Genomic DNA, 13,100 nt, shown 5'->3' with positions numbered 1-13,100 from the left:
TGTCCTCCCAAAATTCCCCTCTTTGCAGAAATTAATTTCAAATTAATTTCGCAAATTCCTTATTAAACAGTAAAATTATTATGGAAAAAATACTGGATTATTTCATGCGACCCATTGGGAGAATGCGTATTCTTTTATATGGTATCCCATCGGTATTCTGGTAACTTTCGAAAAATCGACTGCACAAATTGCTCTTTATATTGCGTATATTCGTTAATCCCATGTAAACCTGTATTGAAAAAAGCTTCTTTTAACTCCTCATATTCTTTTTTCGCTTCAATATGGGCATTCAAATAATCTCTAAAAAAACGCATTTGATGCCATTTTTCCTCGTTGAACTGTACGATGTGAATAAAATGTGTTTTCATTTCAAACGTAGCATCTGTAAATTTCGCACAAATAATTTCATTTGGCCTTTGCACTTGCAGGCGGTAAAAACCTGCCTCCCTGAGACCTTTAAATAGCTCTTTATCCGGCGAGTCAAGATTTTCAATGCCAATGACAAGATCTATGACCGGCTTGGCCGCAATACCTTCAATTGATGTGCTGCCGATATGTTCTATTTGATAAGGCTGTAAACTCGTATGCTTTAGTATTTTTTCTTTCGTCTCAGCAAATTCTATCTTCCAACTAGCTTCATACGGAACGAGGATCACTTCATCCTTTTTTAATCCAAGTTTCATAAAGTTCGCCCCTTTCTCTCCAATTTAAGACATTTCTAGGTTCACTACTTAAAAAACTGCCCAATAATTCGGGGAATCAATAATAGCAGTTCACCCGCCGTAGCTGAGTTCTCAATCTTTCCGAACATATCAGACTCTTTATTTTCCCCCACTCGGTACTACAATATCGCCCTGAATTGGTTCTTCGCCGCCATGAAACTTTATCCGCAGTGATTTGGCCTTCAGGAAATCCTGTTGATCCATTACTTGAAAATGGATATGTGCTTCTGATGAATTGCCGGAATTTCCGCATAAGCCGAGCAGTTGACCTGCCTTCACGTTATCCCCTGTTTTCACACAAATCGAATCCTTCTTGAAATGGGCAATCATACTGTATTCATTGTGCTCATGTGCAATGATGCAATAGTTTCCTGCTGCATTTTCTTCATCCATTTCGCCCGGAATATTGTCCTTAATTCCATCAATTACCTCGACCACGACACCGTCAGCCGGTGCCACGACTTCAGTTCCAAACGCATAGTAATTTTCATTTTGCAGTGTCGAGTTTTTATAGGTTTCGTTATTAACCATTTGGACTAAATCATATGCATAGCGCTGCTGTTCATACGGATAGTGATAGTTTATAAATTCGTTCGTGCCGCCCCAAAAAACATACCACTCGTCATTAATCGGCATGCTGTATGTATTTTTGGTCCATACTTGATCACTGCTCGGAAACGTTTCAAACGGTTTTAAATAGATTGCTTGGATAATACCCTGCTCGTCAAACGCGATGACAACAGCTTTCGAATAAGTTTCATCAACCCATATATACTGTTCAAGCCCCTGAAATGTATTGGCCACGATACAAGTATAACTGCTCACACCTGAATTATAGTTTAAAGAAAGCTCGCGAAATTGTTCAAACGATACAAGATTCTGAAACGATTTAGCTGTTTTCCCGTAGATTCCCTCAAATTCACCGTTTAAAAAATACCGACCGAACTGTTCTTTAAATTGATTAATCATTCAAATGCCTCCTCTTTTTTGCTCCTTAATTTATACGAATTTTCAGACAAAAAGTTTCAAGTAATTTCCTTTAAGATTTTGATATGCAAAAAAAAATGGCCGCTCCTTTATGAAGGGCCATGCATTTTCAATAAGCAGTTACGCCATAACTATCCAAATTAGGAACCATAGCACAATAAATAGGATTTTGTACTTTTCCACCTTCAATATGTTCAAGTTTGTAACTTCTTTTTTAATCAGCCACCAAATGCTAAATCCATATCCAAACAATAAAAGTAGAAGCAATGGCTTATAAAGCGGTCCGATCATGAAATAGTACGACCCTATACTCGCCACAACGATCATATAAATTGTTATAACAATTCCTAATCCGCGGATTTTTTTCGGCTGTTCAATTTGGCGGCGACTATAATAGCTGGAGGTCAACATGATCATCACTAAAATGCCTAGACCGATAAATATCGGAGGAAATTGTAGTCGATTATGCGCATTTTCTATGTCCCCCAATATAACGGATGGATATTGTTCATACCCCGGATAATACGCATCATTCTTCACGTCATATAAATAGTTCCATGCCAGTTCAAATTTTCTCTGTTCACCGTTCTTATACAACACGACTATATCATAATGCACATCGCTCTTCGGAGGAGCCATAACAACAGGAAGCTCTGAAATATTTTCAAATAAAGTCACCATTTCAGCTGTCGTAACATTTTCAACCCCAACAAAAAGTGTCGACGTTCTTCCCCTAAACCCCTTTTCTCCGTTATTTTCATAGGAAGTAATTTTGGCAATCTCACCTGATGCTGCCTGATTGTTTTGAATGTCGGAAGTAAACAGTAAAAACATGCCGATGAAACAAATCGCCGCCATTACACCGATTTCACGGAATGTTTTCAATGGAAGACGTGCTCTCTCAGGTTTTTTATGGATGTTCTGATAGATGGATTTTTTTAATGCTTCATTTTGAGGGAGTTCATTTAACTGTTTTAAGCGATCATCAAGCTTCATCGATTTCACCTCCTAAAATTTTCTGCAATGCCTGCATCGCACTCCGCTGTGTATTTGCTACCTTCACCGAGGATAGTCCCATAATGTCACACGTTTCCTGAATCGAAAGCTCCTCGATTTTACGGTATATGATGACTTCGCGTTGCACTGGTTTTAACTTTTGCAGTGCGTCGTATAATCGTTTTCGGTCTTCTTCCTGGATAAGCCATTCATGCGGAACGTGGTGAAAATCCTGCTGCTCCGGGGCATTTGTAAACGGAAGCCACTTAATTAATGCTTTCTTCCGATAAAAGTCATAAACGAGATTCCGAGCGACTTGCCTCGTATACGTCTGGAAATTGGTCACTTTGGTCAAGTCCGTTTTATAAATTCGCACAAACGTATCCTGTGTTAAATCTTCTGCGACTTGTGCGTTCGATACCATGTAACGTATGTACTGATAAGTCTTGCGGAACTCCTGCTCATAAAGCTCATCAAAATCCATGTCCATCACCTCTCTTACTTATATAGACGAATGAAAATTAAAAATATGTAATTTAATTTGAAATTTTCAAACTGAAAAAAGCATCTCCTTTATGAGATGCTTCCGGTTTACGATGAGGAATTTGCTTTTCTTTTGAAGATTCTACTTTTTCTCATGCTGCGTTCTACTTTTCGACCGGGGTATTCTACTTTTCTCAAGAAACGTTCTACTTTCAGCACGCCATGTTCTAATATTAATCGAAGTTCTACTTTCTTCGTAAAAGATTCTCCTTTTCGATCGGGGTGCTCCACTTTTGCCCCGAAATCTTCTACTTTTCCTACGCCGCGATCCACATTCCCCTCAAAACTTTCTACTTTACTTAATCCTAAAAATCTTAATCATCTTCCAAATCAATACCCCAAACAGCGCTGCCAATATGACGAAAAACGGCCAGCCGATCGTTGTTGCTTCTTCTAAAGCAATCACAATAGTGCGGTACACAATGTAGGCGAATAATATATTTATAATGTTACGCATATAATTTAATGTTTGGCGACTATTTCTGTAAAAGACCTCGGCATTTGATTCATTGATGCGTGCCGGATAATTGTGCGTTTCAGGGAATTTTTCTAAAATTATTAAAAAGAAATGCATTGCAATCCCGATGCCCGGTAAAATTAACAGCTCCCATTTAGAGCCCCAGCGGTCGACATTGCCGCTGCCGTCAAAGTGGGCAGGTACTTCATTTGGCAGTTCGCGCCAGTTCATGAACAATACACCGAGCATAATCGCTAACGCTATATAGCCGATAATATCCATCAGCCATTCGGATTTCGATTTAGGAATCTCAATTTTGGGGCGTTTCGTCAAACTCATATCCATCACCTCTTTTAGTTTTATTACTCAGCACTTTTTATAACAATAATTTGCCAACATCCGCTATACTTAAATTTAATCATCCTCTTGATGGGAGAACTACTTATGCTACTTGATATTATTCAGTTTTTACGGGAAATTGACCAAGTCATATTTTATTACATAAAAGAGCTCGGACTGTATATTTATATTCTGTTATTTGCGGTTGTTTTCACGAAAACTGCATTTGTCATTTTAACATTTTTACCCGGGGATAGTACGGTGTTCACAAGCGGTACTTTAGCAGCGATCGATAAGCTTGATTTTCTGACATTGCTGATCATTTTCATCGTTGCGACAACGCTTGCCGACAGCAGCAACTACCTCATCGGAAAATCGATCCGGAAAATTCCGCCGAAGCGCAATCTCTTTAGGCGTTTTTTATCAGAGGAAACTAATGAAAAAGCTCTGAACTTCCTGGAAAACTATGACCGGGTTGCCATTACGTTTTCACGGTTTGTGCCGTTGATGCGGACTATGACACCGTTTATAAGCGGATATTCCGGCTTTTCGTATGCAACATTTTTACGCTATAACTTTATGGGGGCCGTACTTTGGACAGTTGTCTGGCTTGGCGGTGGTTTTATACTCGGAAATATTCCCTGGGTTGAAGAGAATCTTGTTCTGACACTTACGATTATTTCCATCTTTGTATTTAGCTTCACAGGTTATGCGTACGTTAAACAATTCAAAAAAAAGAAAGCGGTTACTGCCGATTGAAAAAATGGAGCCTATCACGTTCAGATGATAAGCTCCGTTTTTTAGTTTGTCTGATTTTCCTGCTGCTTCATTTCATGTAAATATTCGATAATTTCACGGATGCCGTCTAATGAATGCACGAGAATATTCGGATCGATACAAGAAATCATGCGGTCTTCCAAATTGGCAACCGCTGTAAAATATTTCGTCTTTTCATAATTGACAAGCCCCATCTGTTTTAAAACGCCTTCTTCAAAGTCGATAATTTCTTTCGCATCGGCAACGACCAACCCGTAATTAATCAACTCTGTCTTCAACACAATGATTTTAGCTGTTTGTGTATTTGTCGGGCGATTGTATAAAATGGTCTGAAAATCGATTATTGGTGTAAGTTCCCCTCGAATTCTCGTAAAGCCAAGCAAATAGTTCGGTAAATGAGGAATCGGAGTTACACGCTCCAGCTTTTCAATCGAAACAACCAGCTCAACCGGCACTGCATATTGTTCTGTGCCGCATAAAAATACGACTGCTTTTTCAATGCTCATATTGATACCTCTTATTTCGTTGTTTGAACAACGATTTCTTCCAATAAATCAGCCAGTTTTTCCAGTTCTTCAACCGGCATTCTTTCGTTAGTTGTATGAATTTCCTCATAGCCAACTGATAAGTTTACAGTAGGAATACCGAACCCAGCGATAACATTTGCATCACTACCGCCGCCTGAAATACCGAGCTGTGGTGTACGACCGATTGCTTCAACCGCTGCTTTAGCTACTTTCACAACTTGATCTTCTTCTGTCGCACGGAAACCTGGATACATTAATTTCACTTCAACTTCAGCACGTGCACCCATTTCATGTGCAACACGTTCAAATGTTTCTTTCATATGGTCAGTTTGGGCATTCAGTTTTGTTTCATCAATCGAACGGGCTTCCGCAAGAATTGATACTTCATCACATACGATATTTGTTGCTTGACCGCCTTCAAAACGCCCAATATTCGCTGTTGTTTCTTCATCGAGACGGCCTAATTTCATTTGGGCAACCGCTTTTGCTGCAACGGTAATTGCGGAAATACCCTTTTCAGGTGCAACGCCTGCATGTGCTGTTTTACCGATGATTTTCGTAAATACTTTTGCCTGGAATGGTGCTGCTACTACAATGCCGCCTACTTTGCCGTCACTATCAACCGCAAAACCGTATTTGGCGATGATGTTTGAAGGATCAAGTTCCTTAGCACCGACTAAACCGCTTTCTTCACCTGCTGTAATGATGAACTGGATTGTACCATGAGCGCTGTCTTTTTCTTTTAGACGACGCGCCATTTCGAATAGTGCTGCGATACCTGCTTTATCATCCGCGCCAAGAATCGTTGTGCCGTCAGAATAAATATAACCGTCCTCACGGATTTCCGGTTTAATGCCTTTGCCCGGCACGACTGTATCCATATGTACTGTAAAATAAATTGGCTCGATCCGCTCATCGCCTTTTAATGTTGCGATAATATTGCCTGCACCGTGACCATTGCGTGTATGTGCATCATCCTGAAAAACATCAAAGCCCATTTCTTCTAATTTTTTCACTAAAATGGGTGCAATTACTTCTTCATGTTTTGTTTCAGAATCAATTTGCACTAATTCCAGAAACTCTTCTACTACTCGGTTCATGTTCGATAACTCCTTTAAATAACTAGTTTACGCTTTATTGTACGCCTCTATTTTTGAAAAAACAACGATTGATCATCGGCATTTAAAATGCGTTGTTTTTCTACTTGCAGCGCCTGTTCTTTTTCGATTGTTATGTTCAATTTTTGCTTCAAATCGCGAAGTGTATTCGCCACATCATCCTGTACACGTGAAATTTGATCGATTGCAGTTGTAATTTTGGAATGTACTGACCAATCGGTGAAAATATTATCGAAAAAGTAATCCGTAAACATGATAAAACCGTCTGTATGAACTTCCAGTGTATTTTGGCGCATCTCTTTAATATCGAGCAGTTCATTTTGGAAACGTTGCAGGGCCATCTGCGCTTCATGCAAATAGCTGTTCGTTTCTTCCAGTTTGTCATGCTTTAACGCCGTTGCGATAAAACCCCCACCTAAAAATGTATCCCATGTTGAGTAGGATTTGGCATCCTGCAATTTGGAGCCGGCATCTGTTAATTTATTAAATGCCTGTTTACCCGCATCAATCGCTTCGTGGATCTCGGTTTTCAACTGTTTGCATAAAAGCTCCTGTTCAGTAATCCCCGTTAATTCCTTCGCTACTGCAGGTGCATTCGCCATAAGCCACACTTGTTTTTCGTTTTCTATTTTTTTCAGGTGCTCACGGATAATTGAAACATTTATCGTGCTCAATTGTTGAACAAGTTCAATCCGATCTTCCTGTAAATCATTAAACGTTAACTGCGCTTCGACCAGCTTCAGTTCTGTAACTGCTACCTGGTCCATATTTTGCTCGATCAGCTCATCCTTTTTCCCTGACCAGCCACGGAATAGATTCACAAAAGAAAATTCCTCGAGCTTATTCAATTGTTGACGTGCTTTTTTCAGATCATGTTCATGCTGCTTAACATCCTGTTGGGCATGCTGGATCTGTTGGTCAAGACTTTCAATTTTCTTGTTCAGTTTTTCCGCTTCCAAAAGTTGAATGTGATGCTGTTCTGATTGCTGTTGCAATTGCTGCCATCCCATATTCTTCACTCCTTTATAAATTCCGTGTAGTTATCGACACCCGCAATCGATTGCTAATCCAGTTCATCCTCGTCCTCTTCAAACAGCTTCTGCAGCATTTTTTTACGGTGCTGCAAAAAATACGAGGTTACCTGATAATGCTCAGTTTCTTCATATTTCACCTGCTCGATGCCATGTTCATCAAATTGATAGATGACCGCATCCGGGAATCCGAGTAAAATTGGCGAATGTGTTGCGATAATGAATTGGACATTGCCCTGTTTCACTAAATCATTCATCAATGTTAAAAACGCCAGCTGTCTAGTTGGAGATAATGCGGCTTCCGGCTCATCCAGTAAATAGATTGCCTGCCCTGTGAACCGGTGCTGGAACAACGAGAAAAAGGATTCCCCGTGTGATTGATGGTGAAGTGATTTCCCTCCGTATGCTTTATAGCCGTTTTGATCGATCTGATCCAAATGCGACGCAAACTGATAAAATGTTTCGGCACGCAGAAAAAAGCCGTTCGTTACTTTTGGCCACCAGGAGAGCTTCACATAATCGCCAAGCGCGGATTCGGATTGATCTACTTCATACGCCTTATAGTTTTGCGTGCTTCCCCCTGCCGGATTGAAGCCGATCTGATCTGCAATGGCTTCAAGCAACGTTGATTTGCCCGCACCGTTTTCTCCAACAAAAAACGTGACACTTGCGTCCACATCCAATTCATCCATATGGCGAATAAACGGAATCGAAAACGGGTATTCGCTATAGTCCGTTATTTCTTCTTTTTTAAGTTTGACTGATTTTAAAAACATCTTTTTTCTCCTTACTTTATCCCGCAGCCATTATGATTCCGACGATAAATAAACTTCTTCAAATGGCTGAATGATGACAAATCCTTCACCGGAAAAAGCCATTTGGATCGATTCATTGCTGCCGCGTCCAATAAGTGTTCTAAACGTAATATCCGTTACAAACTCCGGCTTTAAATTACCGGACCACGCAACAGTTGCATTTGGGTCAGTATATACTGTTTCACCAGGCTTAACGATTAATGTTAATGGCTCAAAATGGGTTGTAATCGCCACTTTTCCTTTGCCGTCCAGCATGACGTTAAATAAGCCGCCTGCCATCATACCGGCCATTTTGCGCATAAGTCGAATATCCCAATTGATCGATGGCTCAAATGCAAGCAGGTCATTGCCGTTCACGCACAGGCTTTCGTTCTGCAGATCAAAAATTGTAATCTTTTTTCCTTGGTCCGCTAAATACAACCGGCCTTTCCCTTTCGCTTTCATCAATTGCGTACCTTCGCCGGTCAATGCTTTCTTAAACATTTTCGATACGCCATGCTCCAGCATGCGCTCACGCTCAAATTTAATCGAACCGACATAGGCGATCATCGCGCCCATTTTCGACCATACTTCCCCGTTCAGATTCACTTCGAGTACACGATCGGTTTCCAATTCAAAATAATCATTTTCATTCTGGTCTTGCTGCGTCTTGTTGACAAAATCACGAATGGAATAGTTCCCCATAAGTAAAACCTCCCTTTTCATGTTCTACGTATTAAACACTGTATAAGTTTCGAATTTTCTGCATTTTATAATTGTATTGATGTACGATTGTTTTCAATCACTACCATCTCAATAAAAATTCCATTACAATAAAAAAGAGGTGATTATGATGGAATATCGACGTGAAATCGCTTTAGTGTACAGTGTTGAGGAAGCTATGACAAAGCTGAACATGATTAGAGGGCACGGTTTTTCCGAGCATGAAATTCATGTGTTTTCAAAAGATATCTTCCCTTTACAATCACTGAAAATGTATACCGACATTCAAGTCCATCTAGCCGGCAACTGGCTCGACCAGCTTATCAGCTTTGTCACACGAAAAAATGTGTATGAAGTGAGTTTGCGAATTTTGCACTTAACTCCTGAAGAAACCGCCCATTATGGGCATGGCATAGAACTTGGGGCAATCTTCCTGTTTGCCGAGCACGAACACCCGTATGAAAAAGAACCGAAAAAGCAGCAAGCAGCATTCAATCTGTCTAGAGCGGTGGATTAAGATTAATTTTATAAAAAACTGCCGTCGATAATAATGAATTTAAAAATTAACGCACTAACGACTAAACTGATGATTATAAAATTCAAAATGAGAAGAAATCGCTTAGGAAACGGTATGTTCAATAACGATGCAATGGTCCAGTGAACAACACTGTAAATTAATAGCGCAATAATCGTTCCAAAAGCAATAAAGGCAATGGTCAGCAACCTGCCCGAATTTGAAATATCTCCCGGCGGTGAATCTGCTGCAGTGAACAGCATTGAACCGATAAATAACACAGATAAGAAATAACAGCTGTAGCCGATCAGGCTGACCATCGCCGTATAAATAAAGCAGTTTACAATCTTAAAAAGTTTCATCGTATAAGCTACTAACTCTAATATTTTTCCCCAATGAATTAATCACTCACTTCCACATTTTATTTAATTTATCACTATAAAATAAAATGGCTTTTTTGTATTTCTGAATTTGAGGGTCAGACGAAGTAGCTGCTAAATTTTTCAATAGAAGCTCCATTGAACGCTCATGTTCTTTCAAGTTAAACAATGTCATCGCATAAAATACTTGAATGGCTAAATTGTGCGGAAACTTCTCCACCCCTTTTTCTAACGTATGTTTTGAATTTTCGTATTCCCCTAGTGTTCTATATGTACTGCCAAGACCTAAATAAGCATTCGCTAAATCTTCATCATTCAAATCACCTTGTATTGCTTTTTCATAGTATGGTACTGCATTCGATTCTTTGCCAAGTACATCGAAGCTCCATGCACACTGGTAATTTATAAGGGCTTCGTTCGGATGTTGTTCAACTAATTTCAATAGTAATTGATTGGATTGTTGTAATTCCCCATCGCTTCTTAAATCAATTGCCCTCTGTAGCTGGTTGATTTCCTTCATACTTTGTCCTCCTATATCGTCTTTCCATTTATATAGCATAAAGGCTTTTTGAAAATTTCACTATAATAAAATTGGAGGATTTACCATATTACAGGTAAATATTTTTTAGTAACTTTCTAGTATTATTCCTGTATTTTTTCATTTAGGGCTCTATATCAGCAAAAAAACACCTCAAAAATGATTGTATTGTATACAAATCATTTAAGAGATGTTTCTGAGGGTACTTTATTTAAAAATTATAGTGGAATATTCCCGTGCTTTTTGTATGGACGGTCTTCCTGCTTTGTTGAAAGCATATCCAATGCCTGGATCAGCTTAATACGTGTTTCACGTGGATCGATAACATCGTCAACCATACCGCGTGATGCCGCTACATAAGGATTTGCGAATTTTTCTTTGTATTCTTCAATTTTCGCTGCACGTGTTGCTTCCGGATCAGCCGATTTCGCAATTTCACCTGCATGAATAATGTTTGCCGCACCAGCAGCACCCATTACCGCGATTTCCGCATTCGGCCAAGCGAATACTAAGTCCGCTCCAATCGCTTTCGAGTTCAATGCTACGTACGCACCGCCGTATGCTTTACGTAAAATAACTGTAATTTTTGGTACAGTTGCTTCTGAGTAAGCATAAAGAATTTTCGCACCGTGACGGATAATCCCACCGTGCTCTTGTTTAACACCTGGGAAGAAACCAGATACGTCTTCAAATGTAATAACAGGCACGTTGAATGCGTCACATGTACGTACGAAACGAGCTAATTTATCAGATGAATCGATATCTAATCCGCCTGCAAGGAATTTCGGCTGGTTACATACTAAACCAACTGATTCACCCGCGATACGTGCAAAACCAACAACAATGTTTTTCGCGAATTCTTTTTGCACTTCCATGAATGAACCTTCGTCAACTACTTGTTCTACTACTTTACGAACATCATAAGATTTTGTTTGGTCAATCGGCACAACATCAACAAGTTCTGAACGGAAGTTATCGCCTTCTGGAGCAGCTTGTTTCGGTGCTTTTTCTCTGTTGTTCTGTGGTAAGTAAGAAAGTAATTGCTGAATTTGTGCAATGGCAGCTTCTTCGTTTTCAGCACGGAAGTGGGCATTTCCTGAAGTTGCGTTATGCACTTTAGAACCGCCAAGACCTTCAGCTGAAATTTTTTCGCCTGTTACTGTTTCAATTACTTTAGGGCCAGTAATGAACATTTGAGATGTTTTATCAACCATTAAAATAAAGTCTGTAATCGCTGGTGAATAAACAGCACCACCCGCACAAGGTCCCATAATTACTGAGATTTGCGGAATTACACCAGAATAGATTGAGTTACGGTAGAAAATGTGACCGTAGCCGTCAAGTGATAATACACCTTCTTGAATACGCGCACCGCCTGAATCGTTAATGCCGATAAAAGGCGTACCGTTTTTCGCTGCTAAATCCATTACCGCTGCGATTTTTTTCGCGTGCATTTCACCAAGCGCACCGCCGAATACTGTGAAGTCCTGTGCAAATAAATACACATTACGGCCATTGATTTTACCGAAACCAGTAACTACGCCGTCACCAGGGCCTTCCAGTTCATCCATACCGAAATCAACAGTACGGTGTGTGATGAAAGGATTGATTTCAACGAATGACCCGTCATCCAATAACATATCAATACGTTCACGGGCAGTCATTTTCCCTTTTTCATGCTGCTTTTCGATACGCGCATCCCCGCCACCAAGCTGGATCGCTTCTTTACGGTCATAAAGCTCATTAATTTTATCAAACATATCTGGAGTTACTGTCATTGTTGTCATCGTTACTTATCCCCTTTTCCGCTTTTATCGCATAATTCATAAAGTACACCATATGAGTCTTTCGGGTGTAAGAATGCTACTTCCGCACCGCCAGCACCTGGTCCTGGCTCTTCCGATAATAGTCGTACACCTTTTTCACGAAGTTCAGCCATGCGCTCACGAATACCTGTTACGCCAAATGCAACATGGTGAATGCCTTCTCCGCGTTTTTCCAAAAAGCCATGGATTGCGCTTTTTTCACTCATTGGCTCAAGCAGCTCAATTTTTACGTTGCCTGCATCGATAAAAGCAACTTTTACTTGCTGTGATTCTACTTCTTCCATCTTTAATAATTTCAGGCCTAGCGTTTCTGTGTAGTATGTAATACGTTCTTCAATATTACGTACGGCAATGCCGATATGATCCACTTTTTCCACGGTACTGACTCCCTTTTGAATAAAATTATTAATTCCGCCTCATCTGAATCGTATCCAGACATTTGTTCGAGGCTTTTTTAATGGGTGTTTGCTACTCCCGATAAAGAATTTTTTAAAATTCCGAAAATGTAAAATCTATTGTACTTGAGAATTCCTTCAAATTTGATAAACTAGTACTAGTTCATATTGAAGGAGCGAAAAGAATGAGCAACAAAAAGTTTCAAAAAATAGTCGTTTATTCAATGGTTGTTATCATGTTAATCTCAACTGTTGCAATGGGTGTCGCAGCAATTATGTAATGGATGTTTATGCATCCATTTTTTTTAATTCATCCGGTTTCTGAAGTTGATTTCCATTCCGGGTCGGACGCTTTCCGCGGGCCCGAGGCCAACACGATGTTGGTCACAAAAGCGTTGCCACAGGACGTTGCGTTCTTAGCTTTTCTTCCTAT

18 protein-coding genes are annotated in these 13,100 nt (G+C 39.9%); 3 read left to right on the top strand and 15 right to left on the bottom strand.

Annotated elements, in window-relative coordinates; genetic code table 11:
* Positions 1-134: 134 nt before the first annotated feature.
* The 6 genes from ACQKN3_RS02800 to ACQKN3_RS02775 all read right to left on the bottom strand — a co-directional run bounded on the left by ACQKN3_RS02800 (position 135) and on the right by ACQKN3_RS02775 (position 4,044).
* On the bottom strand, positions 135-683 hold the full coding sequence (locus ACQKN3_RS02800) for a GrpB family protein (RefSeq protein ID WP_427709199.1): 549 nt from the start codon (positions 681-683) through the stop codon (positions 135-137).
* Between the two features lie 138 nt (positions 684-821).
* The gene (locus tag ACQKN3_RS02795) at positions 822-1,691 is read right to left on the bottom strand and encodes a M23 family metallopeptidase (RefSeq protein WP_427709197.1); all 870 of its coding nucleotides are present in this window, start codon (positions 1,689-1,691) and stop codon (positions 822-824) included.
* A 138-nt stretch (positions 1,692-1,829) separates the two neighbouring features.
* Positions 1,830-2,705: a dehydrogenase gene (locus ACQKN3_RS02790; protein WP_427709195.1), complete on the bottom strand. Its 876-nt coding sequence runs from the start codon at positions 2,703-2,705 to the stop codon at positions 1,830-1,832.
* Positions 2,695-3,189: an RNA polymerase sigma factor gene (locus tag ACQKN3_RS02785; RefSeq protein ID WP_427709193.1), complete on the bottom strand. Its 495-nt coding sequence runs from the start codon at positions 3,187-3,189 to the stop codon at positions 2,695-2,697. The genes ACQKN3_RS02790 and ACQKN3_RS02785 overlap by 11 nt, the downstream gene beginning before the upstream one ends.
* Before the next feature lie 107 nt (positions 3,190-3,296).
* The gene (locus ACQKN3_RS02780) at positions 3,297-3,521 is read right to left on the bottom strand and encodes a hypothetical protein (protein ID WP_251687125.1); all 225 of its coding nucleotides are present in this window, start codon (positions 3,519-3,521) and stop codon (positions 3,297-3,299) included.
* A 22-nt stretch (positions 3,522-3,543) separates the two neighbouring features.
* Positions 3,544-4,044 (bottom strand): DUF1648 domain-containing protein, encoded by a 501-nt coding sequence (locus tag ACQKN3_RS02775; protein ID WP_251687122.1) that lies wholly within the window; start codon positions 4,042-4,044, stop codon positions 3,544-3,546.
* A 105-nt stretch (positions 4,045-4,149) separates the two neighbouring features.
* Here ACQKN3_RS02775 and ACQKN3_RS02770 point away from each other — a divergent pair, with 105 nt between their 5' ends.
* On the top strand, positions 4,150-4,803 hold the full coding sequence (locus ACQKN3_RS02770; RefSeq protein ID WP_251687120.1) for a DedA family protein: 654 nt from the start codon (positions 4,150-4,152) through the stop codon (positions 4,801-4,803).
* A gap of 41 nt (positions 4,804-4,844) precedes the next feature.
* Here the strand turns inward: ACQKN3_RS02770 and ACQKN3_RS02765 are convergent, their stop codons facing one another.
* The 5 genes from ACQKN3_RS02765 to ACQKN3_RS02745 are packed head-to-tail and all read right to left on the bottom strand — an operon-like array spanning position 4,845 to position 8,996.
* Positions 4,845-5,327: a chemotaxis protein CheW gene (locus ACQKN3_RS02765; RefSeq protein ID WP_427709190.1), complete on the bottom strand. Its 483-nt coding sequence runs from the start codon at positions 5,325-5,327 to the stop codon at positions 4,845-4,847.
* Between the two features lie 11 nt (positions 5,328-5,338).
* Entirely contained in the window at positions 5,339-6,448 is a 1,110-nt protein-coding gene (locus tag ACQKN3_RS02760) for a M20/M25/M40 family metallo-hydrolase (RefSeq protein ID WP_251687116.1), read from the bottom strand.
* A 47-nt stretch (positions 6,449-6,495) separates the two neighbouring features.
* Complete coding sequence (locus tag ACQKN3_RS02755; protein ID WP_427709188.1) at positions 6,496-7,476, bottom strand: hypothetical protein; 981 nt, start codon at positions 7,474-7,476, stop codon at positions 6,496-6,498.
* A 53-nt stretch (positions 7,477-7,529) separates the two neighbouring features.
* A complete protein-coding gene (locus tag ACQKN3_RS02750) occupies positions 7,530-8,273 on the bottom strand; it encodes an AAA family ATPase (RefSeq protein WP_427709186.1) in 744 nt (247 codons plus the stop codon).
* 30 nt (positions 8,274-8,303) lie between these two features.
* Positions 8,304-8,996, bottom strand: coding sequence for an AIM24 family protein (locus ACQKN3_RS02745; RefSeq protein WP_251687110.1), 693 nt, complete (start codon positions 8,994-8,996; stop codon positions 8,304-8,306).
* 145 nt (positions 8,997-9,141) lie between these two features.
* Between ACQKN3_RS02745 and ACQKN3_RS02740 the strand changes: the two genes are divergently transcribed.
* On the top strand, positions 9,142-9,531 hold the full coding sequence (locus tag ACQKN3_RS02740; RefSeq protein ID WP_427709184.1) for a general stress protein: 390 nt from the start codon (positions 9,142-9,144) through the stop codon (positions 9,529-9,531).
* Positions 9,532-9,539: 8 nt separating this feature from the next.
* Here ACQKN3_RS02740 and ACQKN3_RS02735 read toward each other — a convergent pair whose 3' ends face one another.
* The 4 genes from ACQKN3_RS02735 to mce form a co-directional block, all read right to left on the bottom strand.
* Entirely contained in the window at positions 9,540-9,890 is a 351-nt protein-coding gene (locus tag ACQKN3_RS02735; protein ID WP_427709182.1) for a hypothetical protein, read from the bottom strand.
* 46 nt (positions 9,891-9,936) lie between these two features.
* The gene (locus ACQKN3_RS02730) at positions 9,937-10,428 is read right to left on the bottom strand and encodes a tetratricopeptide repeat protein (RefSeq protein ID WP_427709180.1); all 492 of its coding nucleotides are present in this window, start codon (positions 10,426-10,428) and stop codon (positions 9,937-9,939) included.
* Positions 10,429-10,664: 236 nt separating this feature from the next.
* The gene (locus ACQKN3_RS02725) at positions 10,665-12,233 is read right to left on the bottom strand and encodes an acyl-CoA carboxylase subunit beta (RefSeq protein WP_427709178.1); all 1,569 of its coding nucleotides are present in this window, start codon (positions 12,231-12,233) and stop codon (positions 10,665-10,667) included.
* A gap of 2 nt (positions 12,234-12,235) precedes the next feature.
* A complete protein-coding gene (mce, locus tag ACQKN3_RS02720) occupies positions 12,236-12,649 on the bottom strand; it encodes a methylmalonyl-CoA epimerase (protein ID WP_251687099.1) in 414 nt (137 codons plus the stop codon).
* A 203-nt stretch (positions 12,650-12,852) separates the two neighbouring features.
* Here mce and prli42 point away from each other — a divergent pair, with 203 nt between their 5' ends.
* A complete protein-coding gene (gene prli42 / locus ACQKN3_RS02715; protein ID WP_008404197.1) occupies positions 12,853-12,948 on the top strand; it encodes a stressosome-associated protein Prli42 in 96 nt (31 codons plus the stop codon).
* Positions 12,949-13,100: the final 152 nt, after the last annotated feature.

Source organism: Solibacillus sp. NPDC093137, from assembly GCF_050280445.1.
Lineage (GTDB): Bacteria > Bacillota > Bacilli > Bacillales_A > Planococcaceae > Solibacillus > Solibacillus isronensis_B.
Note: the sequence above shows the minus strand (reverse complement) of the source record. Positions and strands in the feature narration are given on the sequence as shown.

What these genes read in the sequence shown, in the direction of transcription:
- prli42 (WP_008404197.1), top strand. Translation starts at nt 12,853, where the DNA reads ATGAGCAACAAAAAGTTTCAAAAAATAGTCGTTTATTCAATGGTTGTT.
- ACQKN3_RS02775 (WP_251687122.1), bottom strand. Translation starts at nt 4,044, where the DNA reads ATGAGTTTGACGAAACGCCCCAAAATTGAGATTCCTAAATCGAAATCC.
- ACQKN3_RS02730 (WP_427709180.1), bottom strand. Translation starts at nt 10,428, where the DNA reads ATGAAGGAAATCAACCAGCTACAGAGGGCAATTGATTTAAGAAGCGAT.
- ACQKN3_RS02770 (WP_251687120.1), top strand. Translation starts at nt 4,150, where the DNA reads ATGCTACTTGATATTATTCAGTTTTTACGGGAAATTGACCAAGTCATA.
- ACQKN3_RS02760 (WP_251687116.1), bottom strand. Translation starts at nt 6,448, where the DNA reads ATGAACCGAGTAGTAGAAGAGTTTCTGGAATTAGTGCAAATTGATTCT.
- ACQKN3_RS02740 (WP_427709184.1), top strand. Translation starts at nt 9,142, where the DNA reads ATGATGGAATATCGACGTGAAATCGCTTTAGTGTACAGTGTTGAGGAA.
- ACQKN3_RS02765 (WP_427709190.1), bottom strand. Translation starts at nt 5,327, where the DNA reads ATGAGCATTGAAAAAGCAGTCGTATTTTTATGCGGCACAGAACAATAT.
- ACQKN3_RS02755 (WP_427709188.1), bottom strand. Translation starts at nt 7,476, where the DNA reads ATGGGATGGCAGCAATTGCAACAGCAATCAGAACAGCATCACATTCAA.
- ACQKN3_RS02735 (WP_427709182.1), bottom strand. Translation starts at nt 9,890, where the DNA reads ATGAAACTTTTTAAGATTGTAAACTGCTTTATTTATACGGCGATGGTC.
- ACQKN3_RS02790 (WP_427709195.1), bottom strand. Translation starts at nt 2,705, where the DNA reads ATGAAGCTTGATGATCGCTTAAAACAGTTAAATGAACTCCCTCAAAAT.
- ACQKN3_RS02795 (WP_427709197.1), bottom strand. Translation starts at nt 1,691, where the DNA reads ATGATTAATCAATTTAAAGAACAGTTCGGTCGGTATTTTTTAAACGGT.
- ACQKN3_RS02745 (WP_251687110.1), bottom strand. Translation starts at nt 8,996, where the DNA reads ATGGGGAACTATTCCATTCGTGATTTTGTCAACAAGACGCAGCAAGAC.
- ACQKN3_RS02725 (WP_427709178.1), bottom strand. Translation starts at nt 12,233, where the DNA reads ATGACAACAATGACAGTAACTCCAGATATGTTTGATAAAATTAATGAG.
- ACQKN3_RS02800 (WP_427709199.1), bottom strand. Translation starts at nt 683, where the DNA reads ATGAAACTTGGATTAAAAAAGGATGAAGTGATCCTCGTTCCGTATGAA.
- ACQKN3_RS02785 (WP_427709193.1), bottom strand. Translation starts at nt 3,189, where the DNA reads ATGGATTTTGATGAGCTTTATGAGCAGGAGTTCCGCAAGACTTATCAG.
- ACQKN3_RS02750 (WP_427709186.1), bottom strand. Translation starts at nt 8,273, where the DNA reads ATGTTTTTAAAATCAGTCAAACTTAAAAAAGAAGAAATAACGGACTAT.